At 68.2% G+C, this 26,213-nt stretch carries 15 protein-coding genes; 7 read left to right on the forward strand and 8 right to left on the reverse strand.

The features are described 5' to 3' along the window. Window positions 1-129 precede the first annotated feature (129 nt). Together VQ067_RS22915 and VQ067_RS22920 are read left to right on the forward strand one after the other, a co-directional pair. A complete protein-coding gene (locus VQ067_RS22915; RefSeq protein WP_033991505.1) occupies window positions 130-1,359 on the forward strand; it encodes an exonuclease SbcCD subunit D C-terminal domain-containing protein in 1,230 nt (409 codons plus the stop codon). 8 nt (window positions 1,360-1,367) lie between these two features. Beyond that, the gene (locus VQ067_RS22920; RefSeq protein ID WP_033991506.1) at window positions 1,368-5,003 is read left to right on the forward strand and encodes an AAA family ATPase; all 3,636 of its coding nucleotides are present in this window, start codon (window positions 1,368-1,370) and stop codon (window positions 5,001-5,003) included. A 21-nt stretch (window positions 5,004-5,024) separates the two neighbouring features. On the opposite strand, the gene recD is transcribed toward VQ067_RS22920, so the two are convergent. From recD to VQ067_RS22945, 5 genes are all read right to left on the reverse strand, one after another. Beyond that, a complete protein-coding gene (recD, locus tag VQ067_RS22925) occupies window positions 5,025-7,190 on the reverse strand; it encodes an exodeoxyribonuclease V subunit alpha (protein WP_033991507.1) in 2,166 nt (721 codons plus the stop codon). Next, on the reverse strand, window positions 7,187-10,924 hold the full coding sequence (recB, locus tag VQ067_RS22930) for an exodeoxyribonuclease V subunit beta (RefSeq protein WP_023096079.1): 3,738 nt from the start codon (window positions 10,922-10,924) through the stop codon (window positions 7,187-7,189). Before recB ends, recD begins: the two co-directional genes overlap by 4 nt. Then, a complete protein-coding gene (gene recC, locus VQ067_RS22935) occupies window positions 10,921-14,436 on the reverse strand; it encodes an exodeoxyribonuclease V subunit gamma (protein ID WP_033991508.1) in 3,516 nt (1,171 codons plus the stop codon). The genes recB and recC overlap by 4 nt, the downstream gene beginning before the upstream one ends. A 40-nt stretch (window positions 14,437-14,476) precedes the next feature. Next, window positions 14,477-15,160: a lipoate--protein ligase family protein gene (locus VQ067_RS22940; RefSeq protein WP_003110110.1), complete on the reverse strand. Its 684-nt coding sequence runs from the start codon at window positions 15,158-15,160 to the stop codon at window positions 14,477-14,479. Between the two features lie 112 nt (window positions 15,161-15,272). Continuing rightward, window positions 15,273-16,163 (reverse strand): DMT family transporter, encoded by an 891-nt coding sequence (locus VQ067_RS22945; protein WP_003093799.1) that lies wholly within the window; start codon window positions 16,161-16,163, stop codon window positions 15,273-15,275. Window positions 16,164-16,262: 99 nt separating this feature from the next. Between VQ067_RS22945 and VQ067_RS22950 the strand changes: the two genes are divergently transcribed. Together VQ067_RS22950 and chrA are read left to right on the forward strand one after the other, a co-directional pair. Beyond that, on the forward strand, window positions 16,263-17,066 hold the full coding sequence (locus VQ067_RS22950; RefSeq protein WP_004364263.1) for an AraC family transcriptional regulator: 804 nt from the start codon (window positions 16,263-16,265) through the stop codon (window positions 17,064-17,066). Between the two features lie 54 nt (window positions 17,067-17,120). Continuing rightward, window positions 17,121-18,326 carry a chromate efflux transporter gene (chrA, locus tag VQ067_RS22955; protein WP_003110111.1) on the forward strand — a complete coding sequence of 402 codons (1,206 nt, stop codon included), beginning with the start codon at window positions 17,121-17,123 and terminating at the stop codon, window positions 18,324-18,326. Here chrA and VQ067_RS22960 read toward each other — a convergent pair. Continuing rightward, window positions 18,323-19,939, reverse strand: a complete 1,617-nt coding sequence (locus tag VQ067_RS22960; RefSeq protein WP_003093807.1) for a methyl-accepting chemotaxis protein — start codon at window positions 19,937-19,939, stop codon at window positions 18,323-18,325. The genes chrA and VQ067_RS22960 overlap by 4 nt on opposite strands. Window positions 19,940-20,372: 433 nt before the next feature. Between VQ067_RS22960 and VQ067_RS22965 the strand changes: the two genes are divergently transcribed. Next, window positions 20,373-20,624, forward strand: a complete 252-nt coding sequence (locus VQ067_RS22965; protein WP_009315976.1) for a hypothetical protein — start codon at window positions 20,373-20,375, stop codon at window positions 20,622-20,624. 143 nt (window positions 20,625-20,767) lie between these two features. Continuing rightward, the gene (locus VQ067_RS22970; RefSeq protein WP_003093821.1) at window positions 20,768-22,237 is read left to right on the forward strand and encodes an inorganic phosphate transporter; all 1,470 of its coding nucleotides are present in this window, start codon (window positions 20,768-20,770) and stop codon (window positions 22,235-22,237) included. A gap of 67 nt (window positions 22,238-22,304) precedes the next feature. Here the strand turns inward: VQ067_RS22970 and pprA are convergent, their stop codons facing one another. Both pprA and VQ067_RS22980 read right to left on the reverse strand, forming a co-directional pair. Next, window positions 22,305-25,076 (reverse strand): two-component system sensor histidine kinase PprA, encoded by a 2,772-nt coding sequence (gene pprA, locus VQ067_RS22975; protein ID WP_033991509.1) that lies wholly within the window; start codon window positions 25,074-25,076, stop codon window positions 22,305-22,307. 9 nt (window positions 25,077-25,085) lie between these two features. Further along, window positions 25,086-25,592 carry a TadE/TadG family type IV pilus assembly protein gene (locus tag VQ067_RS22980; RefSeq protein WP_003120840.1) on the reverse strand — a complete coding sequence of 169 codons (507 nt, stop codon included), beginning with the start codon at window positions 25,590-25,592 and terminating at the stop codon, window positions 25,086-25,088. Window positions 25,593-25,655: 63 nt separating this feature from the next. Between VQ067_RS22980 and fppA the strand changes: the two genes are divergently transcribed. Then, entirely contained in the window at window positions 25,656-26,138 is a 483-nt protein-coding gene (fppA, locus tag VQ067_RS22985) for a type 4b pilus Flp prepilin peptidase (protein ID WP_003110115.1), read from the forward strand. Window positions 26,139-26,213 lie beyond the last annotated feature (75 nt).

Below are 26,213 nucleotides of genomic sequence, written 5' to 3' on the forward strand. Positions count from 1 at the left end.
AACCCAAAGGTCAGGAAGCCCAGAGGACGCTCCATTCCTCCTTTATAGGCTGGCTTGCCCCGCCCTCTCCTTCTGTTGCCTCATATAAGGAATGCGAGCCACGGCTCCGCCGCTTTCGACGAGTGTTCCATGCGCCTCATACATACCTCCGACTGGCACCTGGGTCAGACCCTGCACGGCCAGGACCGCGATCATGAACACGCGCGCTTCCTCGACTGGCTGCTGCGCCAGCTGGAAGAGCAGCGCGCCGATGTCCTGCTGATCGCGGGCGATATCTTCGACACGATCAATCCACCGCTCAAAGCCCAGGAGCGCCTCTACGACTTCATCGTCAGCGCCCATCGGCGGCTGCCGCGGCTGGAGATCGTGATGATCGCAGGCAACCACGACTCCGGCGCGCGCATCGAACTGCCCGCTCCGCTGATGAAACGACTGAACGCCCATGCCATTGGCCGGATCGGCTGGATAGACGAAAGCCTCGATAGCGATCGCCTGCTGCTGCCCCTGCACGACGCGGATGGCCAGGTCGCCGCCTGGTGCCTGGCCCTGCCCTTCCTGCGTCCCGCCGAAGTCACCGGAGGCGGGCTCGGCGACGATTACCTGGCCGGTATCCGCCAGGTGCACGAACGCCTGGTTGCCGCCGCGCAAGCCTGTCGCAAGCCGGGACAGGCACTGGTCGCCGTCAGCCACGCACACATGGCCGGCGGCGCGGTTTCCGAAGACTCCGAGCGAAACCTGATCATCGGCAACGTCGAAGCGCTGCCCGCCAGCCTGTTTCCGGAGCAGATCGCCTACGTAGCCCTCGGTCATCTGCACAAGCCACAGAAAGTCGCCGGACAGGAGCGCATTCGCTATAGCGGCTCGCCGCTGCCGCTGTCCTTCGCCGAAGTGAACTATCGCCACCAGGTCCTCCTCGTCACCCTGGAAGGTGAGCGCCTGAAGGATGTGCAGAGTCTCCCGGTGCCACGCGCGGTGGAACTGTTGCGCATCGGCCCCGCGCCTCTTGGCGAGGTGCTCGATCGAATCGGCGAACTGGCCGAGGCCGACCTGCTGAACGAACAGCGGCCCTGGCTGGAAGTCCGCGTCATGCTGGATCAACCGCAACCGGACCTGCGCCAGCAGGTCGAGAGCGCCTTGCAGGGCAAGGCTTGCCGCCTGGTGCGCATCGCCAGCGAATACCAGCGCCGCGACGAAGAACAGGCGCCGCTGCTCGGGCTCGACCAACTCAACCCCCAGGAACTGTTCAGCCGCGCCTGGGAAAGCGCCTATGGCTCCGGCCCGGATGCGCAGGCGCTGGATGACTTCGCCAGCCTGCTGCAAAGCGTCGAACTGGCCACCGAAGAACCCCCGGGGAAATAAGCCGCTCCATGAAGATTCTCGCCATCCGCCTGAAGAACCTTGCCTCCCTCGCTGGCGAGCAGGAAATCGACTTCACCCGCGAACCGCTGTCCAGCGCCGGCCTGTTCGCCATCACCGGCCCGACCGGCGCCGGCAAGAGCACCGTACTGGACGCCCTGTGCCTGGCCCTGTTCGGCAGCACGCCGCGGCTGGAAAGCACTTCGGCCAGCAGCAAGGTTCCCGATGGCCGGAACGAGCTGTCCAGCAACGACGAACGCAACCTGCTGCGCCGCGGTTGCGCCAGCGGCTACGCCGAAGTGGATTTCGTCGGCATCGACGGCCACCGCTATCGCGCCCGCTGGGAAACCCGGCGCTCCCGGGACAAGGCGGACGGCGCCTTGCAAAAGAGCCAGCAGAGCCTCCAGGACCTGGAGACCCAGCAAATGCTGGCAGCGAACAAGAAAAGCGAGTTCCGCGAACAGCTGGAGCAGAAGCTCGGCCTCAACTTCGCCCAGTTCACTCGCGCCGTGCTGCTGGCCCAGAGCGAATTCAGCGCCTTCCTCAAGGCCAGCGACAACGACCGCGGCGCATTGCTGGAGAAACTCACCGACACCGGCCTGTACAGTCAGTTGAGCAAAGCCGCCTACCAGCGCGCCAGCCAGGCCGACGAGCAGCGCAAGCAACTCGAGCAACGCCTGGAAGGCAGCCTGCCGCTGGCCGAGCAGGCCCGGGCCGGGCTCGAGGCGGCGCTGGAATCCCACGCCCAGGCGCGTCTCCAGGAGCAACAGGCACTGCAACGTCTGGAAGGCCAGCAACAATGGTTCACCGAGGAGCAGCGGCTGCTGCAATCCTGCGAGCACGCACAAGGCCAACTGGCCGAGGCCAGGCAGGCCTGGGACGCCCTGGCGACGGAGCGGGAAACCCTGCAATGGCTGGAGCGCCTGGCTCCGGTTCGCGGACTGATCGAACGCCTGAAGCAACTCGAGCAGGAACTCCGGCACTCCGAGCAGCAGCAGCGGCAGCGCACCGAGCAGCAAGCCGCGGGCGCCGAGCGCTTGCAAGGATTGCAGGCCCGCGTGCAGGAGGCGCGCGAGCGCCAGGCCCAGGCCGACAACCATCTGCGTCAGGCCCAGGCGCCGTTGCGCGAGGCTTTCCAGCTGGAGAGCGAGGCCAGGCGCCTGGAGCGAACGCTGGCCGAGCGACAGGAACTCCATCGGCAATCGAACCAGCGCCACGCCCAGCAAAGCGACGCCGCTCGGCAACTGGATATGGAGCAGCAGCGCCATGTCGCGGAACAGGCGCAACTGCAGGCGGCATTGCGCGACAGCCAGGCTCTCGCCGCGCTCGGCGACGCCTGGGCGACCCACCAGGGCCAGCTCGCCGCCTTCGTGCAACGTCGCCAGCGCGCGCTCGAAAGCCAGGCGCAGCTCCCCGAGCTGGAAAAATCCCTGGCCCACGCCGGGGAACCGCTCGAACGCTTGCAGGCGCAATGGACCGCCCTCCATGGCAGCGAGCCGGACGACCTGGCGGCACGCCTGGACGAATTGCGCCGGCAGACCGATAGCCTGGAACGACAACAAGCGCTCCACAAGGAATGGCAACAGGTCCTCGACCAACGCGCCGGTCTGGCTCGACGCCTGGGCGAACTCGACCAGCGTATGGTCGAGCAGGAGCAGGCATTGCTCGACCTGAAGCGACAAGGCAGCCAATGCGCCGAGCAGGTGAAGGCGGCGGAGCAGGCCCTGGAGGTCACCCGCGAGTTGCTCCAGCGCCGACGTCTGGCCCGCAGCGCCAGCGTCGAGCAACTGCGCGCCGGCCTGGTGGACGGCGAGGCCTGCCCGGTCTGCGGCAGCCAGGAGCATCCCTATCACCAGTCCGAGCAACTGCTCGCCGCCCTCGATGAACACGACGACCAGGAGCAGGTCCGCGCCGAGCAGTCCCTCGAGCGGCTGCGACAGACCCTGGTCGGTCTGCGCGAGGGCTATTCCAGCCAGCGGGAAAGACTCAACCAGAGTCGCCAGGAGCAGCAGGAACTGACTGGCCAACTGGCCGCGCTCGATCGGCAACTGGAGCAATGGACGCTGCCGGAAGAACTGCGACTCCTGCAGCCGTCCGCGCAGTTGGAGTGGCTGGCACAACGCCTGGACGACCTGGCAGAGCAGCGCCAGCAGTGCCAACGAGACTTCGACCGGCTGATCGCCCGCCAGCGCCAGACCCAGCAATTGCAGCAGGAACTGCGCGCCGCCGAGACGATCCTGCAACAGCGCCAGCAGGCGCTGACGGAACAACGGCAGCGCTACGAACATTTGCAGCAGCAGGTCGAGGAGGACAGCCAGCAATTGCGCCCATTGCTCTCCGACGAGCACTGGCAGCGCTGGCAGGCAGATCCGCAGCGGACTTTCCAGGCCCTCGGCGAGTCCATCGAGCAACGCCGGCAGCAACAGGCGCGGCTTCAGCAGGTCGAACAGCGTCTGCAGGAGCTCAAGCAGCGCTGCGATGAATCAAGCTGGCAACTGAAGCAAAGCGACGAGCAACGCAACGAAGCCCGCCAGGCAGAGGAAAGGGCCCAGGCGGAACTCGCCGAGCTGAACGGACGCCTCGGCGCTCACCTGGGCCAGCACGCCTGCGCCCAGGACTGGCAGCTATCGCTGGAGCACGCCGCGCAAGCGGCGCAGAGCGCCGTCGAGACGCTCCAGGCGCCCCTGGATTCGCTGCGCGAGGAACAACTGCGACTCGCCGAAGCCCTGGAACACCTGCAGCAGCAACGCAAGCGCCAACAGGAGGAGTTCCAGCGCCTGCAGGCCGACTGGCAGGTCTGGCGCGAACGCCAGGACAACCTCGACGACAGCCGCCTCGACGCCCTGCTCGGCCTTTCCGAGGAACAGGCGACGCAATGGCGGGAGCAATTGCAGCGACTGCAAGAGGAGATCACCCGCCAGCAGACACTGGAAGCAGAGCGCCAGGCGCAACTGCTCCAGCATCGCCGGCAGCGGCCGGAAACCGACCGCGAGGCGCTGGAAGACAACCTGCGGCAACAGCGCGAACGCCTGGCCACCAGCGAACAGGCCTACCTGGATACCTACAGCCAGTTGCAGGCCGACAACCAGCGCCGCGAGCAGAGCCAGGCGCTGCTTGCCGAGCTGGAGCGAGCCCGCGCCGAGTTCCGCAGATGGGGCCGCCTGAACGAACTGATCGGTTCGTCCAGCGGCGACAAGTTCCGCCGCATCGCCCAGGGCTACAACCTCGACCTGCTGGTGCAGCACAGCAACGTGCAGTTGCGCCAGTTGGCGCGGCGCTACCGCCTGCAGCGCGGCGGCAGCGAACTGGGCCTGCTGGTGGTGGACACCGAGATGGGCGACGAACTGCGCTCGGTGTATTCGCTCTCCGGCGGCGAGACCTTCCTGATTTCCCTGGCCCTGGCGCTCGGCCTGGCCTCGATGGCATCGAGCAAGCTGCGCATCGAGTCGCTGTTCATCGACGAAGGCTTCGGCAGCCTCGACCCGGAATCCCTGCAACTGGCGATGGATGCCCTGGACAACCTGCAGGCCCAAGGGCGCAAGGTGGCGGTGATTTCCCACGTCCAGGAAATGCACGAACGGATCCCGGTCCAAGTGCGGGTCCAGCGCGAGGGCAACGGCATGAGCAGCCTGAAGGTGGTCGGCTGAACCGACCGCCCGGGCGGCACGTCAGAACGGCAGCTCGGTCTGTTCACCCGGAGCATGCGGCGGCTGCTCTTCCCTTTCCGGCCGCAGATGCAGCATCAGCCCGCTGAGCCGGCGTACCTTGCGCCGCACTGCTTCCTCGAACACCCCGGGCAGGCTTTCCACCAGGCTGAACCAGTCGCGGGCGCGGGTGATACCGGTGTACACCAGCTCCTTGGTCAGCACCGGGTTCAGCGCGTCCGGCAGGACCAGCGCGGTATGGGCGAACTCCGAACCCTGCGACTTGTGCACGGTCATGGCGAACACGGTGTCCACCTCGACCAGGCGGCTCGGCAGGACGAAGCGCACGCCGCCGCTACCGTCGTTGCGCGGGAAGGCCACGCGCAGCGCGAAGCGCAGGCTGCCGTCGTCGTTGCGCTCGGGCAGGCGCAGGGCGATGCCGATATCGCCGTTCATCAGCCCCAGGCTGTAGTCGTTGCGCGTCACCAGTACCGGCCGCCCCTCGTACCAGCCGTGATCGGCCTCGATCAGGCCAAGGCGCAGCAGTTCCGCCGCCACCCGCTGGTTCAGTCCTTCCACGCCCCATGGGCCGCGGCGCAGCGCGCAGAGCAGGCGGAAGGCGTCGAAAGCCGTCAGTACCGACTGCGCCCAGCGCTCCCAGGCGCCATCCTCCAGCGCCAGTCCGGCGGCCGGGCGGCCTTCGGCCAGGCGTTGCAGGTAGTGCCGGTAGCCGTACGGCGTGCCCGGCGCCTGCGGATGACCGTCGACGAACAGCCGGGCGAAGGCTGCATCGCGCTCCCCGCGCAGGCGCAGGTCGAAGAGGTCGGCGGGCGGACTGTCCAGCAGCGCGCGCGCGTCGCCGGCCTGTTGCCGGTTGACCAACCGCGCCAGGCGCCCGATCCCGCTGCTCGCGCCGAAGCGCCGGGAATGCCGCAGCATGACGGTCTGTTGCGCCAGCGGATGCGCCTGCGCCGAACCTTCGCGCAAGCCCTGCCAGGTTTCGCCGCTGACCCGCTGCAACCAGGCGCGGGTCTCGGCGCTGTACCAGCCCTCCTCGGCATCCCGGCAGAGATCGCCGAGCACCGCGCCGGCCTCTACCGAGGCCAACTGGTCCTTGTCGCCGAGCAGGATCAGGCGCGCCTGCGGCGGTAGCGCATCGAGCAGGCTGGCCATCATTTCCAGGTCGATCATCGAGGCCTCGTCCACCACCAGCACGTCCAGCGCCAAAGGGTTGTCCCGGTGGTGGCGGAAGTGCCGGGTATCCGGACGGCTGCCGAGCAGACGGTGCAGGGTAGTGACCTCGGCGGGGATCGCCTGCAACACGTCTTCCGCCAGCGGCAGGGCCCGGACCTGCTGGCCGATGGACTCGGAGAGACGCGCCGCGGCCTTGCCGGTGGGTGCCGCGAGGCGGATGCGCAGCGGCTGGCCGGCGGCTACCGCCGGTGCCTGGAGCAGACCGAGCAGGCGCACCACGGTGGTGGTCTTGCCGGTACCGGGACCGCCGGTGATCAGGCTGAAATAGCCGCGGGCCGCCAGGGCACAGGCCAGCTTCTGCCAGTCGGTGACGCGCTGGCCGTCTTCCGTCGGCGCCTGCGCGAACAGCGCGGCCAGGCGCGGCGCCAGGTCTGCGGCCAGGGGCGCCTGCCGACCCAGGCGCTCGCGCAGGGCCAGGGCGATCTCCAGCTCGTGCCGCCAATAACGACGCAGGTAGAGACGCTGAGCGCAAAGCACCAGCGGCGAGGTCGCCGTCTCGCTCGGCTCGGGATCGCCTGGGCGCTCGTCGACCACCTCCACCAGCGATGACGCCGCCAGGGCCTCGCGCCAGGCGTCGAGGCGCACGCCGCGCAGCAGTTGCGACGGCAGCAGCACATCGCGGCCTTCGTCGCCTTCCGGCGGCAGCGACAGTGCCGCGTCAGGCGTACCGAGGGTCGCCTCCAGGTCCAGGCAGACGTGCCCGTGGCCCAGTTGGTGGCTGGTCAGCGCTGCCGCCAGCAGCACCCGGGGATCGGCCTGCGGCTGCAACTCGACGAGGAAGGCGACGAACGCCCGGTCCAGCGCCCGCAGCCAGCCGCGCGCCACCCACAGGTCGAGCTGGCGCAGCAGGTCGTGGCGTGCCGCCAGCGGTTGCGCTACCTGGTCGTCGCGGCCATCGCGGACTTCGCCGGCCAGTTGCTTGAGGGTCGGATTCATCGCTCGGCTCCCGGCTGGCCGCTGAACAGCGCGTCCAGGCGTTCGATCAATTCCCGCGGCGGGCGCTCGAAGTGCAGGCCCTGGGTCGCCGCGCGGGCGCCGCGGAGGAACAGGTACACGGCGCCGCCCATGTGGCGGTCGTAGTCGTAGTCGGGCAGGCGCGCCTTCAACTGCCGGTGCAGGGCCAGCAGGTACAACACGTACTGCAGGTCATAACGGTTCTCCAGCACCGCGGCGGTCATCGCTTCCGGGCTGTAGGCGCCATCGTCGGCGCCCAGCCAGTTGGACTTGTAGTCGGCCACGTAGAAACGCCCCTGGTGCTCGAAGACCAGGTCGACGAAGCCCTTGAACATGCCGTTCAGCAGGGTCGGCGCCAGCGTCGGACGCGCCGCGCCGCCAAGGGTATGGCGCCGGACCAGGGCGTCGATCGCCTCGGCCTGGACCTGGTGGGTGGCGAACCAGAACTCCATTTCCACCTGGTAGGCGACCAGCCCGGCCAGGCTGGTTTCGCCACCGGGCCAGCGCAGCGGTTCGGCGAGATACTGTTCCAGCCACAGATCGAGCGGTTCGGCCCAGTCCTTCCAGCCCCGCAGGTCGCAGCGTCGCGCGACCAGTTCGCGGCGCCGCTGGGCATCGGCGCGCGCCACATCGAAGCCTTCGCGGCCGGCCCATTCGAGCAGCCCGTGGAGGAAGGTGCCGGGAGCCGGTCCGCGCGGGAAGCGATGCAGGTCGTCGCGCATCTCGCTGGCGTGCGCGACCGGCGGCTGTTCGGCGGAACGGCCTTCTTCGTGGAAGGTGGCTTCCTCGGCGCTGATCGGCTCCTGCGATTCGTCGCTCTCCAACGCCTCGTCATCGTCCAGCCCGGCGGAGGCCTGCAATTGCAGGCCGGAATAGCTGGCGACCCACCACTTCTCGCGGCTGCTGCGGCGGGTTTCGCGGGCCTGCCCAAGGCCCTGGCCGCGCCCTGCAACATAGCGTTCGGCGTCCGCCTCGGGGGCCGGCTCGACGACGATCTCCCGGCACTCGCCGCGCAGCGCGGCGAGGCATTGGCCGAGGCCATCGCTGCCGATGGTCGCGCCGCCGGCAAGCAGGTAGCCCAGAGCCCCCTTGTGCAACTCCGGCGACTTGCTGTTGCTCGCCACCAGCGGCGCGATGCCCAGCCACACCGAATGGCGAGCGCGGGTCAGGGCCACGTAGAGCAGGCGCATGTCTTCGCCGAGGCGCTCGTCGTTGGCCTGCTCGTAGGCCCGCGCAGCCTGCTCCTTGCGCCGCGCCAGCTCGATGACCCGCCCTGCAGCGCCATCCTCGTGGAAACTCGCCGGCGCGCCGCTGTTGCCGTCCAGCTCCCTCCAGCTGCAGATGAAGGGCAGCAGCACCAAGGGGTATTCCAGCCCCTTGGACTTGTGGATGGTCACCACCTTGATCAGGTCGGCGTCGCTTTCCAGGCGGAGGATCTCTTCGCTCCCCGGACTCTGCACCTGCTCGGCCAGATGACGGATCAGCGCGTGCTCGCCGTCCAGCTCCACCGCCGCGCGCTGCAGCCACTCGGCCAGGTGCAGCAGGTTGGTCAGGCTGCGCTCGCCATCGGCATGCCGCAGCAGGCGCGCCGGCAGTTCGAAGTCGGCGAGCAGGCGCCGCAGCATCGGCAATACGCCCTGGGCCTGCCAGGACCGGCGATAGTCGCGGAAGCGCAGGACCATCCGTTCCCAGAACAGTTCGTCCTGGTTCAATCGTTCCAGGGTCGCCCAGTCCAGGTGCAGGCTGCGGGTAGCCAGGGCGACCCGCAGCAGCGCATCGGCACCGGGGTCGGCGCAGGCGCGCAGCCAGTGCAGCAGGTCGGCGGCTTCCTGGCTGTCGAACACCGAGTCGCGGTCGGACAGGTAGACGCTGGCCAGACGCCGCGCCGCCAACGCGCTACGGATCGCCTCGGCCTCGGCGCGACCGCGGACGAGGATGGCGATATCCGCCGGGCGCAACGCCCGCCAGCCGCCCTGCTCGTCGGCGAAGCCGGCGCGGCCCAGGTCGGCCAGGCTCAGCCAGCGGCGGATGGCGCTGGCGCTGCGCTCGGCCATTTCCTGGCGATACGCCGCGGAGCCGAGCACGCCGGCTTCGGCGTCAAGGTTCCAGAACGTCATCGCCGGCGCCTCGGCACCGTCGATCAACAAACGTTCGGCGCGCCCCTGGGCGTCCACCGCATGGAACGGCACCGGGTTTTCCAGCCCCTCGCGGGCGAAACGGAAGGCGCCGCGCGGATGCTCTTCGGCGAAGGCGAAGCAGCGGTTGGCGGCCGCCACCATGGCGGCGGTCGAGCGGAAGTTCTTGCCGAGGGTGTAATGCCGCCCGCGAGTGGCCTCGCGGGCGCGCAGGTAGGTATGGATGTCGGCACCGCGGAAGGCGTAGATCGCCTGCTTGGGGTCGCCGATCATGAACAGGCCGGTCTCCCGCGCCTGGGGCTCGCCGGGATCGGCGGCGATCCGGTAGATACGCTCGAAGATCCGGTACTGCACCGGGTCGGTATCCTGGAACTCGTCGATCAGCGCCACCGGGAACTGCTCGCGGATCAATTGCGCCAGGCGCTCGCCACCAGGCCCCTGCAAGGCGCGGTCGAGGCGGCTGAGCAGGTCGTCGAAGCCGATCTCGGCACGCCGCTGCTTCTCGACCTCCAGTTCGCGCCCGACTTCGCCCAGCGCGTGCAACAACAGGTGGGGAGCGAGATCGGGACGCTCTTCCTGATGCGCGGCCCAGGCGTCGATGGCCCTTAGCGCGGCATGCTCGGGCGCCACGCGCTTGGCGGTGAGCTTGATCCGGGTCTGGCCGAACTTGCCCAGGTTGGCCGGCTGCTCGCCGCCCTCGCTCCAGTCCGCCAACGCTTGCAGCCAGGCGTCGAAGGTCTCGTCGCTGTCCTTGCCGCGATAGCTGTTGCCGTTCAGGTAGGGACGCAGGTCGCGCAGCAGCGCTTCCAGTTCGACGCGCGCTGCGCGCCAGGCGGCGCGGGCCTGCGCGTCCAGTTGGTCGAGCTGGCGATACCAGTCGCCGCCCTGCTCCAGCAAGGCTGCCAGTGACTCGGGCGCACTCAGCGCCTGGTCGGCGTAGCGGAAGTCGGCGTCCTGCCGCGCCAGCAGCGGCTGCAAGGCCTTGCCCAGCGCCTCCGGCCCACTGTAGCAACTGGCCACGGCTTGCGCCGCCGGAGCCGTCAGGCCGTAGAAGTTGCGCCGCCAGTAGTCCCGCACCACTTCGGCGAGCAATTCGCTCTGGTCGGTTTCCAGGTTCTGGGTGAACAGGCTGCCGCTGTCGAAGGCGTGCTCGCGCAGCATCCGGTAGCACCAACTGTGGATGGTCGATACCGCGGCCTCGTCCATCCACTCCGCGGCCAGGCGCAGCAGGCGCGCGCAGCCCGGCCAGCGCTCGGCGGGATACTGCTGGCGCAACGCGACCAGCAGGCCGTCGTGGCGCTCCTGCGGCTCGGCGAAACAACGCGCCGCTTCGCCCAGGCGGCTGCGGATACGCTCGCGGAGTTCCTGGGTCGCCGCATCGGTGAAGGTCACCACGAGGATTTCCGGCGGGCTCAGCGGCCGGCCGAAAGCGTTCTCGCCGCCATGGTCGAGGACCAGGCGTACGTATAGCAGGGCGATGGTGAACGTCTTGCCGGTACCGGCGCTGGCCTCGATCAGGCGGCTGCCGTGCAACGGGAAATCCAGCGGATCGAGGGCCACGGGCATCTGCTGCTGGCTCATGCCTGCTCCTCCGCGCCACGTCCCAGGGCAGCCAGCAGCGGCGCGTAGAGCTGCTCGGCCCAGTGCGCGAACTCACCGCTGGCGAGCAGCCGGTCGAAGTCCGGATAGACCCGAGCCAGCGCCGGCGAGGCGTCCACCTCGCCCCCCATGCCGAACCCTCCCTCGTAGCGCTTGCGCGCCTCGCGCATGGCTTTCTCGGGCTCTGCGGCGCCACCACTGGCGAGCCAGGCGAAAGCGGTCCGGCAGGCCAGCGGCAACGGCTGGCGCATGCCCTGGAGCCAGGCGTCGATCAACTGGTCGAGGTACTCGCCGGCGCGCTCGCTCGGCAGCGGCGGAATCTCCAGGGTGCCGGTCTGGCTCACCAGCACGCTGCTCACCGGCTGGCCGAGACGTTGCAGGGCGAGGTGCTGCAACCAGTGGCGTACCAGGCTGTGCCACTTGAAGCTGCGCCCCTCATGGAGCTTGCCGCTGAGCAATTGCAGGCGCGCCAGGCGCCCGGAAGCGTCGCGACGCAAGCCGCCGAGCCAGTCCTCCAGCTCCAGCCCGGACGGATGGCGATGGCGCAACTCCTGCTGCTGCTCGACCGCCTCCGGCCAGCGCTCGATTTCCTGGCGGTAGCGCCAGAGCAGGTCGGGCAGCGGTTGCAGCAAATGGCGCGCGGAGAACTCGCCGAACGCCGCCAGCGGCAGGCGACCCTGTCGCCGCAGTCGCTCGACCTGGGCCTGCAACTGCACCGGCAGGCCCTCGGCATCCCAGTCCCGCTCGACCCAGCGCTTCATGCGTTCGGTCAGCTCGAATTGCAGCTTCCAGTTGTCCAGCGCGTCCAGTTCGAAAGGCTCTTCGTCGTTGCCGGTCAATTGCTCGTCGTCGAAACGCACCTTGAGCCGCTGCTGGAAGAACGCATTCACCGGGTTGGCGAGGAACTCCGCCAGCGCTCGCAGCCCCAGCGCGCCCTCCAGCTCCAGCGGCGCCAGGGGCGCTTCGGCGTCGGGAGCGCCGATCTCGTCCTCGCGATGGACCTCGCGCCACTCGCGGGCGTAGGTGAACAGGCCATCGACGCCCTGCTCCGGCGCATCGTGAAAATACCGGCGGCTGAACGGCTGCAGCGGATGCTCCTGGGTCAGGGCACGCAGCAGCGCCTCGCCATCGCCGTCCGAGTCCAGGCGCCAGCCGGCCACCAGGTGATCGCGCAACTGGCCGATCAGCACCGAGGGCGGCCGCTCGCCATTGTCGCGGATACTCCGCCCCACCCAGCTCACGTAGAGTTGCTCGCGCGCCGAGAGCAGCGCCTCGAGCAGCAGGTAGCGGTCGTCCTCGCGCCGCGAGCGGTCGCCGGGGCGGTAGTCGTTGCGCATCAGGTCGAAATCCAGCGGCGACTGCTGGCGGGGGTAGTCGCCATCGTTCATGCCAAGCAGGCAGACCAGCCGGAACGGGATCGCGCGCATCGGCATCAACGTGCAGAAACTCACCGCGCCAGCCAGGAAGCGCTGGTTCAGGCCGCCCTGGTCCAGGCCGCCGAGCCAGGCCTCGCGTATCACGCTGATCGGCAGCGGCTCGGCGAAGACCGCACAGGCGCAGTGTTCCTGCCAGCGCTCAAGCAGTTGCAGGAGCTGGGTGAGGAGCAGTTCGTCGCGCTCGTCGTGGGCCTCGAAGAACACCGTGAGCAGGGCCTGCAGGCGCTCGCCCCACTGCGCCGGGGTGGCCGGTTCGGCCAGCTCCGCGTAGGCCACCTCGAGGCGCTCCAGCAGCACAGCCAGCGGGCCTGCCAGGGCGGCGTCCAGGCCACCGACCTCATCGTAGGGCTGGATGCCTTGCAGGGCCGCGCCTTCGCCGACCGCGTAGCCGAGCAGCATGCGCCGCAGACCGAAGCGCCAACTGTTGCCCTCCAGTCCCGCTGGCAGGCCGAGACGCTCGCGCTGCGCGGCATCCAGCCCCCAGCGCACGCCGGCGCCTTCGATCCAGCGGTGCAGGGTCGCCAGGTCGGCCTCGTCGACGCCGAAACGCCGGCGCAATGCCGGGACGTCCAGCAGGTCGAGGATCTCGCTCACGGCGAAACGGCTGTCGGGCAGTTTCAGCAGGTGCTCCAGGGCGATCAGCAGCGGCTCGCGACCGCGCTGTCCCTGGTCGGCCAGGGTATAGGGAATGAAGCGCTGGTCGTCGCGCGGCACCTGGCCGAACACCGCCTCGATGTGCGGCGCGTAGGCGTTGATGTCGGGGACCATGACGATCACGTCGCGCGGCTTCAGGCTCGGATCGGCGTTGAAGCGGGCGAGCAACTGGTCGTGGAGGATCTCCACTTCGCGCTGCGCGCTGTGGGCCACATGGAAGCGGATCGAGGCGTCACTCCGCGGCGCCACCGGCGGCCAGTGCTCGCGGGTTTCCGCCAACGGGCGCAGTTCGAGGATATCGTCCTGCAACTGGCCGAGCAGCCCGTGCGGGGCCTCCTCGCTGAACAGGTCGATGCGCCCGCCGTTGACCTCGCCGAACAGGTTCCGATAGCTGTCCGGGTCGTCGTAGCTGTCGAGCAGGTTGATGTAGTCGCGGCCCTGCTTGCCCCAGGCCGCCAGCAACGGCTGGGCATGCTGGTGCTGGCGGTCCTCGTCGAGGTCGGCGGGGACGCCGGCGCGGCGCTGCTGGCGGCGGTACTCGTGGCGCAACAGGTCCTTGTCGGCGACGATGTCGGCCCAGTGGTGGCGACAGGGGTTGTGCACGCAGAGCAGCACCTGGCTGAACCTGGCCAGGGCGGCCAGTGCCTCGAGGGTCTGCGCCGGCATCGAGGAAATCCCGAACACCACTACTCGTCGCGGCAACGCGCGCGGCGCCGCGCTGGCGAAGCGCAGCGCCTCGATGAAGCGCCGGTGCACGCCGGAGCGGCTGCGGGCCAGGCTATCGGCACCGACGTCGGCGAGCAGCGCGCGCCACAATTCGGCCTGCCAGCGCTCGTCGGCACCGAGCGGGCGCGCCTGCCCGTTCGCCGTGCGCAACTGGTCGCGGCCCTGGCTCCAATCGTCGAGCCAGTCGCCGCGATAGACCTGGTACTGGTCGAACAGGTCGGCCAGGCGCTCGGCCAGTTGATGACGCTTGCGCAGGTCGGCATCGTCGGCGAGGAAACGTTGCAGGGTGCGGAACTCGGGACGCTCCAGCAATCCGGGAAGCAGACGCATCAGGCGCCAGGTCAGCGGCGCCTTGTCCAGTTCGGAAACCTCGGGAATGCTTTCGCGGCCCAGCACCGCGCGATAGGCCTGCCAGAGGAACTGCGCCGGCAACTGCACCTCCAGCGCCGCGGCGATGCCGCCACCGCCGCCGCCGTCCTCGCGGGGATCTTCGGCCAATGCCAGCTTCAACCATTGGGCGATGCCGTTGCTGTGCACCAGGACCCGCTCGCTTTCCAGCGGCGCCAGCGGATAGCGGCGCATCCAGGAAACGGCGAGGTCGCGCAGGTCGTCCAGGCGATTGCCGTGGACGATCATGAATCCGGGCGTGAGGGCGGTGGTTCCCAAGGGTTCTGGCATCGGTACGGCTATTCCTGGCGCAAGGCTCTGGCGAAAGAGGTCAGGATCGGGCGGCGACGAAGCGTCGTTCCAGTTCGAGGCTGTCGGCCATGCGGAAATCGCTCCAGCGCTCGCTCAGGCCGAGATGGCTGTCCGCCTGGCAATCCGGGGCACTGGCGCAACGGCGGGTGAAGGTGTTGACCACCTCGACCATCTCCTCGCGCTCGGCGCCGACCAGCAGCGCCGCGTGCGCCAGCACCACCGGCCGGCCGGCGCCGTTGCGCCGCCAGCGTTGTGCGGTCCCGGCGAGCTTGCGCCCATCCAGGGTGACATTGTAGCGGCCGTCGCAGAAGGAACCGGCCACGGCGCCCACGCCGGCGTCCAGGCCGCGCTCGCGGAGCCAGTCGCAGATCGGCTGGCACAGCCGCAGGTAGGCGGTTTCGATACGGGTCTGCTCGTTGTCGCCGGGCCCCAGCGCATAGGACAGGGCGATGTTCAGCACGCCCGGCGATTGCGGCACCGGCTCGCCGCCGGTATCGCGCAGCAGCACCGGCCAGCCGCGTTCGGCGACCGCTGCGCTGGCCGGCGCGAACCCTTCCAGGCGCTCCATCCGGCGCGGCATGACCAGCGCCCGATCGCACGGCTGCCAGAGCAACAGGCCATGCTCGCGGGCACCGCCACACACCTCGTCGAGCAGGGCGCGCTCGGCGTCCAGCCCATCCTGCACGGAAAACACTTCGACCACGATTCTTCCTCTTCCAGGCTGGCACGGCTCGGCTCCCGCGCGGGGAGCGCTGCCTATGATAGCCAGTGGCGGCGCCTCCGTGCGCCGTAATCGCGAGGAAGTTGCCGGGAAATCAGCAGGTTGCCGAGCGCAGGCGGGCCGGGCGGCGCTGCCAGAACTCGGCCAGAAGGACCCCGGCCAGGGTCAGCGCGCCGCCGACCAGGTGATGGACGGTCAGGCGCTCGCCGAGCACCAGGGTGGCGATGCAGGCGGTGATGATCGGCAGCAGGTTGAAGAACAGCGCCATCCGGCTCGGCCCGAGACGGGCGACACCGTGCATCCAGGCCAGCGCGGCGACGATCGAGGCGAACAGCGCGGCGTACAGCACCAGCGGCAGGTTGGCGGCGTTCAGGCCGGTGCGCGGCGACAGCAGGTACAGCGGCAGCAGGGCGAGGATCGCCACCAGCACCTGCAGGTAGAGCAGTTGCATGGCCGGCAGCTTCAGGCTCCATTTCTTCAGCAGCACGCTGTACACCGCATAGGCCAGGGTGGCGACGATCATCATCGCGTCGCCGAGGTTCACTCCATGCTCCAGCAAAGCGCCGAGATGGCCCTGGGAGATCACCAGCACCACGCCGGCCAGCGACACCAGCGCGCCGAGCAGCGCCCCGGCGTTCAGCCGGTGGGCCAGGATGCTGCTGGCCAGGCCCAGCGACATCAGGGGCATCAGCGACAGGATGATGCCCATGTTGGTGGCGCTGGTCAGCGCCGCCGCGTAGTAGGCCAGGCTCTGGTAGACGGCCATGCCGAGCAGGCCGAGGACCACGAACTTGCCGAGGTTGGCGAGGATGTAGCGGCGGTTGCGCAGCACCGGGCCGAGCATGAAGGGCGTCAGCGCCAGGCCGACCAGCAGCCAGCGGAAGAAACCGATCTCGGCGGGCTGGATGATCCCCACGGCGAGCTTGTTGACGACGGTGTTGCCGGCCCAGATGAACACGGCCAGCAGGGGAAACAGGTATTGCATGAGGGTTCCGCACTATGAAAAAGGAATATGCGGCCATTCTGAGCCAGTCCGAATACAGACGTATAATGAATTCCAGACAAACCACCCGTAGGTTCGGACATGTCGACCACCACCCTGCTGCGCCTTCCCGATCTCCAGGGGCAGTCTTTCGACGTCTATTTCCGCTATGACGAGTTCGGCGCCGACACCCATTCGCCGCCGCACACCCACGCCTGGGGCCAGCTCAACTATGCAGCCCATGGCGTGATGCAGCTGGAGATCGACGGCCAGCGCTTCCTCTCGCCTCCGCAATACGCGGTATGGATACCACCGGAGCGGGTGCACAGCTGCTACAACAGCCAGGCCATCGTCTACCGCTCGCTGTACCTCTCCACCGAGCTGTCACGACGCCTGCCGGCGACACCCTGCACCCTGGCGATCAGCGCGATCCTCAAGGCGATCCTCTCGGACTTCGCCGAGCGCGGGGTCAACCTGCCGACCTCGGCGCAGGACCTGCGCCTGGCCCGGGTCGTCATGGACCAGCTGGAATGCGCCCAGCCCCACGACGACTACCTGCCCTACGGCCGTACCCCGGCGCTGCGCGAGGTGCTCGACGCACTGCAGGCCGAGCCGGGCGACAACCGCTCGCTGGCGCAATGGGCGCAGCAGGTGCACAGCACCGAGCGAACCCTGGCCCGACACTGCCAGCGCGAACTGGGCATGACCTTCGGCGAATGGCGCCAACGCCTGCGCTTCCTCGCGGCCATCGAGGCGCTGGAAGCCGGCAGGGGGATCCAGCAGATCGCCTTCGACCTCGGCTACAGCAGCCCCTCGGCGTTCATCTCGATGTTCCGCCGGCTGGCCGGCACCACGCCGGAACAATACCGCCTGGCCAGCCGCGCCCAGGACATGCCGATGCTGTAACCCGCCGTGCATGCGATGCGGCTATGCTCGCAGCAGCCGCCATCCGGAGTTCGCATGCCAACCGCCAGCCGCCATCCCGACACTGCCCTCGCGGTGTTCCTCGCCTTCCTCAAGCTGGGCTGCAGCGCCTTCGGCGGGCCCATCGCCCACCTCGGCTATTTCCGCGACGAGTTCGTCCGCCGCCGCGGCTGGCTGAGCGAAAGCAGCTACGCCGACCTGGTCGCCCTCTGCCAGTTCCTCCCCGGCCCCGCCAGCAGCCAGGTTGGCATGGCCCTCGGCCTGGCCCGCGCCGGCTACCCCGGCGCCCTCGCCGCCTGGCTCGGTTTCACCCTGCCCTCGGCGCTGCTGCTGGTACTCTTCGCTCTCGGTCTGGGACGCTGGGGCGCGCTGTTGCCCGAGGGCGTGCTGCATGGCCTGAAGATCGCCGCGGTGGCGGTGGTGGCCCAGGCGGTCTGGGGCATGGGCCGCAGCCTGTGTCCGGATCGCCCGCGCCTGGCGCTGATGGCGCTGTCCTGCGCGAGCGTGCTGGCCTGGCCCACGGCCTGGGCCCAGGTCGCGGTGATCGCCGGTGCCGGCCTGGCCGGCCTCGCCCTGTTGAAAACGGAAGCCGGGGAAGGCCACGAGCGGCTGCCGATCGCCATTGGCTACCGCGGCGCGCTGCTGTTCCTCACCCTGTTCGCCGTGCTGCTGGTCTGCCTGCCGCTGGCCGCGCGCCTCTGGCCGGAACACTGGCTGCGCCTGCTCGATGCGTTCTACCGGGCCGGCTCGCTGGTGTTCGGCGGCGGCCATGTGGTGCTGCCGCTGCTACAGGCGGAAGTGGTGCCCAACGGCTGGGTCGACGGCGATACCTTCCTCGCCGGCTACGCGGCCGCCCAGGCGGTACCGGGCCCGCTCTTCACCTTCGCCGCGTTCCTCGGCGCAGCCTCGGGCCCGGCGCCGAACGGCTGGAGCGGCGCGCTGCTGTGCCTGCTGGCGATCTTCCTGCCGTCGTTCCTGCTGGTCGCCGGTGCCTTGCCATTCTGGGAACGCCTGCGCCACGAACAGCGGGTACGGGCAACGCTGGCCGGGGTCAACGCGGCGGTGGTCGGCCTGCTGCTGGCGGCGCTGTACCAGCCGCTCTGGACCGAAGGCATCCTGCGCCCGGCCGACTTCGCCCTGCTGCTCTTCGCCCTGCTGGCCCTGCTCGCCTGGAAGACGCCGCCCTGGCAAGTGGTGCTCGCCTGCGCCGTGGCCGGCGGCCTGATCGCCGCAGCCGGCTAGCCGTTCAAGGCCAGGCTCAGCCCCTGCGCCGCCGGCGCGGCCGCCTTGCCCGGCTCCGCGCCCTCCGGCCGATAGCCGAGGCGCAGGCCGCCCCAGTGCTTGCCGTGGATGAAGATCGGCACCGAAAGATCGTGCATCAGCTCGCCGGTGTCACGGGTGTAGGTCTGTAGCAACAGCGGCTGCTGGTGGCTGCCGCAGCGAATCCCGGTGCGGTCGTTGAACAGGCGCTTGCTGCGGCTGCGCAACGCGTCCGTCTGCGGGTCGCCGCTGGGCGGATGGGCGAAGGCGCGATTGTGGGTGGGCACGTAGCCTTCGGGGGTACAGGCGATGGCGAACACCAGGTTGCGGTTGCGCTCCAGCAACTGCTCCTGGATGCCCGGCAGGACCTGGTCGGTGTAGCTGTCGAAGCGGGTCCGGTACTTGGTCGGCTGGGTATTGGGCAACGGCTGGTAGCTGCGGTCGAACAGGTCGTCGAGGTCGATGCGCCCGCTGCGCACGTCCTCCTCGAAGCGAGCGGCGATAGCCGCCGCGCCCTCCCGGGCGAGGTCGTAGACCGACTGGTGGTAGGCGTCCAGGCTGACCTCGGCGAGGCGCTCGCTGATCACCTCGGCCTGGTTCTCCAACTGGCTGGCGGCTTCGCCGAGGCGCAGGGTCTGTTCCTCGCTGGCGCTGAGGTCGCCGCGCACTTGCTCGACCGCGGCGAACAGGCTGGCGAGTTGGCTGCGGTTGATCTCGGCGCCCTGGGCGATCTCGGTAATCTGGCTCTCCACCCCGGCCGCCAGTTCGGCAATGCCTTCCAGTTGCCGACCGGTCAGCTCGACCTGGCCGACCCCTTCGCCCAACTCTTCGGAAAGCTGGCGGATCTGCTCGACCACCTCGCTGGTCTGGCGCTGGATCTCGGCGACCATCTGGCCGACTTCCTCGGTGGCCTCGGCGGTACGTCCGGCCAGGCCGCGCACCTCTTCGGCAACCACCGCGAAGCCGCGCCCATGCTCGCCGGCGCGGGCCGCCTCGATGGCCGCGTTGAGGGCCAGCAGGTTGGTCTGGCTGGCGATGCCCTGGATCACCAGGGTGACCCGCTGGATGTCCTCGCTGCGCTGGTTCAGCGCCTCGATCGCCTCGCGGCTGGCGCCCATCCGCTCGCTGAGCCGATGCATGCGCTCGATGGTCGAGGCCAGCAGCACCTGGCCCTCGTCGCTGCCGGCGCGCGCCCGGGTGGCGGCGTCCATGGCCTGGCGCGCCAGATTGGAGGTGGCGCGCTCGGTGTGGATCATCACTTCGGCGCTGCCGACGATCTGTTCGGCGGCGTCGAGCTGGGATTGCAGCTTCTCCGCCAGGCGCTTCACCGAGAACGCCACGCCGGCGGCCGACAAGGCGTTCTGGCTGGTGTTATGGGACAGGTCGCGAGCCAGCCGGGCGATGTCGGGCTCGCCGACGGTCGCCACCGCCGTGCGGTTGCCGGGAAGCAGCCAGGGCAACCAGAGCAGCGCCACGCCGAGCGGCAGGGCCAGGTACAGCGGCAGCCAGCCATGCCGGGCGCCGACCAGCAGGAGAACCAGGGCCAGGCTCTGCAACAGGCAGACGAAGAGGATGCGGGAACGAGCGGGCTGCATGAGTAAATCTCCGGCCTCCGGGGCGTTGCGTCATGACCCTGGGGTCGGACGGGCGACGGCGGGGCTTCTTTATTTGACTTGTAGTCCGGTTTGTAGCCCGCCCCCGGAAGCGCCGCCATCGTTCCTTAGTGGTATGGCCAATGGCTGGCATTCGACTAGCGCAGGCCGCGACGAAAGGCGGAGAACACCCCGGACGCGTCGGCCAGGCCTTGATCCATGGGGGCTTCGCCGCATTTCCAGGGGTCGCTCGAAGAATTTCCGTCCTGCCGTCCGTCGGCCGACACCGTATGACAAGCCCGGAGCCCACGTTATAATTCCGCGCCCATTTACAGCCGGTAGCGGTCGACTAGACTCCCAACCGGCGCTGGCCGGACCCCGCTTCCGCCCAGCCTGGTCGCTATCGGGCCCGCTCTTTTTGGACTCAGGACCACCCGTGACGAAAGACGAATTGCGTGCCGCGCTGGCGCGCGAGGAACAGCGTTACAAGGACGTGTACGGCGGCGAAGTGACGCTTTATGCCGCCCAGCCGGAACCCGACCGCAAGCCCTGGCGCAAGCGCCCAACCGTTCAGGATCAGGCGTTCGACAGAGAACTGCAGAAGATCGAAGAAGAGCGTCTCAAGGCCGGGCAGGAAGCAGCGAACCCCATTCCATTTACCTCCAACCGACAGGAGAGCGACGGATAACGAAGCGTTTCAATCTGTTTCGTTTTTCCCGCAAAGCCCGATGCGACGGGGCGTTGCCCGCGACAATGGCAACCTTCCGGAGTTCCAGACGGATAAAAACGCATCTGGCATAATCGCCGCCCCGTCTCTGACCGGTTTCTCACATGTTCGATCTTTTCAGCGGGCTCGATGCCTGGGTGGGTATCAGCCTGGTGCTGGCCCTGGCCTTCGTCCTCACCTTCGAGTTCATCAACGGCTTCCACGACACTGCCAACGCGGTGGCCACCGTCATCTACACCAAAGCGATGTCCCCCTACCGGGCGGTGATGCTCTCCGGTGTGTTCAACTTCCTCGGCGTGCTGCTCGGCGGTGTCGGCGTAGCCTACGCCATCGTTCACCTGCTGCCGGTGGAACTGCTGATCAACGTGAACACCGGCCATGGCCTGGCGATGGTCTTCTCCCTGCTCGCCGCCGCCATCGCCTGGAACCTCGGCACCTGGTACTTCGGCATCCCGGCCTCCAGCTCGCACACCCTGATCGGCTCGATCCTCGGCGTCGGCCTGGCCAATGCGCTGATCACCGACGTGCCGCTGGCCGAAGGGATCAACTGGCAGAAGGCGATCGACATCGGCCTGTCGCTGATCTTCTCGCCGCTGGCCGGCTTCATGGTCGCCGCGCTGGTCCTGCTCGGACTGAAGTGGTGGCGTCCGCTGTCGAAGATGCACAAGACCCCGGAAACCCGTCGCGAACTCGACGAGAAGAAGCACCCGCCGTTCTGGAACCGCCTGGTGCTGGTGCTTTCCGCCATGGCGGTAAGCTTCGTCCATGGCTCCAACGACGGCCAGAAGGGTATCGGCCTGATCATGCTGGTACTGATCGGCATCGTCCCGGCCAAGTTCGTCCTCGACCTGAACAGCACCACCTACCAGATCGAGCGCACCCGCGACGCCGCCCTGCACCTCAGCCAGTTCTACCAGCGCCACACCGATACCCTCGGCGACATGCTGGCCCTGGGCAAGAGCAATGGCAGCGAGATGCCGCAGTTCTACCGCTGCGATCCGAAACAGACCGAGCCGACCATCAACGCGCTGCTTCGCGACCTGCGCGGCGTGCCCAGCTACAACGACCTGGACGCCGACGAGCGCGTGCAGGTGCGTCGCTACCTGCTGTGCCTGGACGACACCGCGAAGAAGGTCGGCAAGCTATCCGACCTGCCGGCGCGGGAGAAGGCCGACCTCGAGAAGCTACGCAAGGACCTGACCGCGACCACCGAATACGCGCCGTTCTGGGTCATCATCGCGGTGGCCCTGGCTCTCGGCATCGGCACCATGGTCGGCTGGAAGCGCGTAGTGCTCACCGTCGGCGAGAAGATCGGCAAGCAGGGCATGACCTACGCCCAGGGCATGAGCGCGCAGATCACCGCCGCCGCCGCCATCGGCATGGCCAACATCTACAGCCTGCCGGTGTCCACCACCCATGTACTGTCCTCCGGCGTGGCCGGGACCATGGTGGCGAACAAGAGCGGCCTGCACGGCGGCACCGTGCGCAACATCCTGATGGCCTGGGTGCTCACCCTGCCGACTTCGATGGCGCTGTCCGCCGGCCTGTTCTGGCTGGCCTCGCAATTCATCTGAGCCGCCTCGCCGGTTGAAAAAACGCCTGCTTGTCCGCAGGCGTTTTTTTGCCGCGCTCCCACCGACGTCATCCGCCCGCCTCGGCGGGCAGCGCCGCCAGCGGCAAGCGAACCACGAACAACGCGCCCTCCCCCTGGTTGGCCGCCGTCAGGCTACCGCCCATGTTGCGCACCAGATCGTGGCTGACCGAGAGACCCAGGCCGGTACCCTTGCCCTCCGCCTTGGTGGTGAAGAAGGGTTCGAATATCCGCTCCAGCAGGAGCGGTTCGATCCCGCCGCCGTTGTCGTGCACGTGCAATTCGACCCAGCCCGGTTCGCGGCAGGCCACCTGCTCCAGGCGAACGCGCCGGCTGGCCAGGCCGGGATTGCCGAGAAGGGCATCGCGGGCGTTGGCGAGCAGGTTGATGATCACCTGCTCCAACTGGTCCGCCTGCCCTCGCACCACCATCCGCTGCGTCGGCGCCGGGCACTCCACCTCGATGGCGTGCTGACGCAGCCCCTCGCCGAGCAGGCCCAGGGCGCCTTCGAAGGCGGTATAGGGGTCGAACGGCAGCGCCTCCAGCGCCGACTTGCGGCTGAACACGCCGAGGTGGCTGACCAGGCGGTCGACGCGCAGGACCTGGGCATCCATGCGCTCCAGTTTCTCGCCCAGGTAGTCGCCGTCGAGGCCGACGCTGTTCATCCGCTGGCGCATGTTGAAGAGGGTCATGCGCAGCACGTGCAGCGGCTGCTTCACCTCGTGGGCGAGGCCGCTGACCATCTCCCCCAGGCTGGCCATCTTGGCGCCTTGCGCCAGTTGCTGCTGGGCCCGGCGCACCGGCGTGTTGTCGCGCCCCACCGCCTGTACCTCGCACAATTCGCCACGGGCGTCGAACAACGGCCGCTCGGCCCACACCAGCCAGAGAAAACGTTGCCCCGGCAGGTTGAAGCGCAGCTCCGGCACCTCGCTGGCGCCCTCCCGCGGCGAGCCCAGCAGACGCGCGCGCAAGGCGCTGGCGTCTTCCGCCGCCAGCCACTCGTCGAGCCGGCGACCGACCAGGCGCTCCGGGCTGGTCGCGAGGCTATCGGCGAAGGTCCGGTTCACGTAGGTCAGCACCAGGTCGGCGGTATAGCGACAGATCAGCGCCGGCGAATCCTCCACCAGGACCCGGTAGCGTTCCTCGCTCTCGGCGATACGCTGTGCCGCCAGGTGCTGCTCGGTCACGTCCAGCCACAGGCCCACCGCCTCGCTGGGCAGGCCCTGGGCATCGTGCAGCAGCTTGGCTTCGTCGTAGAGCCAGTGCCAGTTGCCCTGGCCATCGGCGAGGCGATAGCGGGTCTTCACCCGGCCCTCGCGAAGCAACTCGCGGCCACGGGCGAAAAAGGCCTCCAGGTCGTCCGGATGCACCCGTTCGGCGAGCGCCTGCCAACTCTGTCCCTGCAAGTCGAGGCCGAGCAGGTTGCTCGCGCTTTCGCTGTAGAACTCCGGCACCAGGTGCCCCTGCTCGACCCGCTGGACGTAGATCACCACCGGCGCGCTGTCGATCAGGCTGCGCAGCCGCGCGTGGGCCGCCTGTGCCCGTTCCTCCTGGCGCCGGCCTTCGCTGATGTCGAGCAGCACGCCGGACAGCCCCAGCGCGCTGCCGCGTCCCAGCAGCCGGCCCTCGATGCGCAGCCAGCGGCGCTCGCCGCGGCTATCCGGCTGACGCAGGCAAAGGTCCTGGGCCAGCGCCTGGCCGCTGCGCAGGCTGGCACGCAGGCGCAGGCCGAGCTCGTCAGCGTCCGCCGGTTGCAGCAGGCCCTGCAGGTGTTCCAGCGGCACCCGACGATACTCGCCGGTCAACCCCAGGCTGTCGTGCAAGGCCGGCGCCAGTTCGAAGAGTTCCTGCTCCGCCCAGTAACGCCACCAGCCGCCGCCGATCATCTCCTGCAACAGCCCCAGCTTGCGCGAACTGTCGTGCTGCTCGTGGAGTTCGCAGCGGTCCGCCACCTGGTTCGCCAGCAGTTCCGCGAGGTATTGCCAGTCCTGCGGCGCGGGCCCCTGGGCGAGCTGCTCCAGCGACATCGGCCGCACCAGCAATGCCCCCAGGCGGCCACCGCGCATCGCCGCCGGCACCAGGTAGAGCGCGTCCTCGCCGATCTGCCGGAGCAGCGTCGAGGCGCCTTCGCCACGGCGTAGCAAGCGCGCGCCCGCCCCTTCGCGCAGGTCGTCGTCGGCGAGTTGCAGGGTCGGTCGCAGCAAACTGTCGCTGCCAGGCCGCACATGACTGGCGAAGACCGTGCAGAAACCCTTGCCGTCGCCCAGCAGCAGGGCGATAGCCTGCATCTGGAACGCGCCGGAGAGCGATTCGAGAATCTCCTGGACTGCCTCCGCCAGGTGCCCGTGGGAGACATGGCGCAGACGCGAAAGGATCAGCTTGCCCAGGCTCAGGCTCTGCAACTGGTGCTGCTGGCTGTCGGACTGCCAGTTGAGGTCGGAGATGTCCATGCCCAGCAGCAGCGAGCGTCCCAGGCCGTCGAGCGGCTGCATCGGCTGGAAACGACAGGTCAATGGCGCGGCGGCATCGCTGCGCAGCGTCAGGTCGAGACGCTCGCCCCGGCGCAGGCCGGCCAGCGTCGGCGCACCGGGGGCGCGCCGCTCCAGATACTCGGCGAAAGGCCGCGGCTGTTCGCCAAGCCCATGGGCGCACTGCAGACGATACGCCTGCCGCCCGCCGACCCGGATCACGCGGTCCTGTTCGTCCATCTCGAAACACAGGTCCCAACTCCTCAGCGAAGCGCTCCAGAGGGAGGGGCCTTCCTGCGAAAAGGGTTCCGGCCTCTCGGCCTCGGCGGACGACGAGCGGGAAAATTCGAACATGCGACCACCTCACAGCAACAGGTTGGCACTCGCCTTCAGCGTCTGCGGCAGGTTGGGAATCGCGCCGATGCCGGGGAAGCTCAGCACGGGGATGATCGCCTTGCCCGGATCGCCGTACGGGTACTGCACGCAGACCTCGATCCGCGACGTGGCGCTGACGTAGTCGGCGTACTGGCCGTTACCGGCACAAGGCTGGAGGTTCGCTCGCCAGGCCGCCGGCATCCAGTCCAGGCGTGCGAGCAACTCGTCCCTGGCACGGGCTTCGGCGAGGCTCTCGTAGCCCGCATCGGAGGGATCGACAGCGATCGCCGCACGAGCCCCCACGGCAGCGGCATCGTTGAACGACTGCAACATGAGCAAAGGAATGCTGTAGCTGATCAGGCCGTAGACCAGCGCGAAAAACAGCAGGAAGATCGCTGTGAATTCGATGGCGACGGCGCCGTGCTGGCGTCGCCGGGAAGCTTTTCCGAGCATGAGCTGACATCCCCGATCCGCATCCTTAATACTAGTCGTCATTCGCTCCGCCAACGTTACTGAAAAGGTATTAATCCAGATGTCGAAAAAAGGCTGAAGAACAGGATGGAGCAATTAGCACTGGCCTTGTGGGCAAGCGTTTGCGGATATCAGGACATCAAACGTTTGCGCGTCTCCAACTGGCTTATCCTGGGCGGTTTTCTTATTTCCTTTGTTTATTTATATGTGAAAGAGTCAAGCCTGACCGGCGCTACGGTTAATATGGCAATGACCGCACTTTTTATAGGCGTCTGCCTCAGCCTTCCCGGCTACCTTCTCGGCAGGCTCGGCGCCGCCGACGTCAAGTACCTGGCCGCACTGGGGCTGGCCAGCGACCCACTTACGGTGCTCTATAGCCTGGCCTTCGGCTGCCTGCTGTGCATCGCGCTATTCATCCTCGTAAAGTTATTCAAACGTTCGGTAGAAAAGTCCGCAATGAATGAAGAAGTTCGCCTTCGAAGGGCACCGTCAAAAAACAAGTCATTCCCTTTTATATTCGCCATGAGCGCCGGCCTTTTGGCACATCTGATTATCAGTAAAATTATCTGAGTAAACTTGCGGAAGACCTCACTTAGCGACTATATGCTTATGGCTAATACCATTCGGTATGGCTGCATTCCAATG

This window comes from Pseudomonas sp. KBN12P06040 (assembly GCF_037574965.1).
Lineage (GTDB): Bacteria > Pseudomonadota > Gammaproteobacteria > Pseudomonadales > Pseudomonadaceae > Pseudomonas > Pseudomonas aeruginosa.

What these genes read in the sequence shown, in the direction of transcription:
- VQ067_RS22980 (WP_003120840.1), bottom strand. Translation starts at nt 25,592, where the DNA reads ATGACGACTAGTATTAAGGATGCGGATCGGGGATGTCAGCTCATGCTC.
- VQ067_RS22915 (WP_033991505.1), top strand. Translation starts at nt 130, where the DNA reads ATGCGCCTCATACATACCTCCGACTGGCACCTGGGTCAGACCCTGCAC.
- recB (WP_023096079.1), bottom strand. Translation starts at nt 10,924, where the DNA reads ATGAGCCAGCAGCAGATGCCCGTGGCCCTCGATCCGCTGGATTTCCCG.
- VQ067_RS22945 (WP_003093799.1), bottom strand. Translation starts at nt 16,163, where the DNA reads ATGCAATACCTGTTTCCCCTGCTGGCCGTGTTCATCTGGGCCGGCAAC.
- recC (WP_033991508.1), bottom strand. Translation starts at nt 14,436, where the DNA reads ATGCCAGAACCCTTGGGAACCACCGCCCTCACGCCCGGATTCATGATC.
- fppA (WP_003110115.1), top strand. Translation starts at nt 25,656, where the DNA reads ATGGAGCAATTAGCACTGGCCTTGTGGGCAAGCGTTTGCGGATATCAG.
- VQ067_RS22920 (WP_033991506.1), top strand. Translation starts at nt 1,368, where the DNA reads ATGAAGATTCTCGCCATCCGCCTGAAGAACCTTGCCTCCCTCGCTGGC.
- VQ067_RS22970 (WP_003093821.1), top strand. Translation starts at nt 20,768, where the DNA reads ATGTTCGATCTTTTCAGCGGGCTCGATGCCTGGGTGGGTATCAGCCTG.
- pprA (WP_033991509.1), bottom strand. Translation starts at nt 25,076, where the DNA reads ATGTTCGAATTTTCCCGCTCGTCGTCCGCCGAGGCCGAGAGGCCGGAA.
- chrA (WP_003110111.1), top strand. Translation starts at nt 17,121, where the DNA reads ATGCCAACCGCCAGCCGCCATCCCGACACTGCCCTCGCGGTGTTCCTC.
- recD (WP_033991507.1), bottom strand. Translation starts at nt 7,190, where the DNA reads ATGAATCCGACCCTCAAGCAACTGGCCGGCGAAGTCCGCGATGGCCGC.
- VQ067_RS22960 (WP_003093807.1), bottom strand. Translation starts at nt 19,939, where the DNA reads ATGCAGCCCGCTCGTTCCCGCATCCTCTTCGTCTGCCTGTTGCAGAGC.
- VQ067_RS22950 (WP_004364263.1), top strand. Translation starts at nt 16,263, where the DNA reads ATGTCGACCACCACCCTGCTGCGCCTTCCCGATCTCCAGGGGCAGTCT.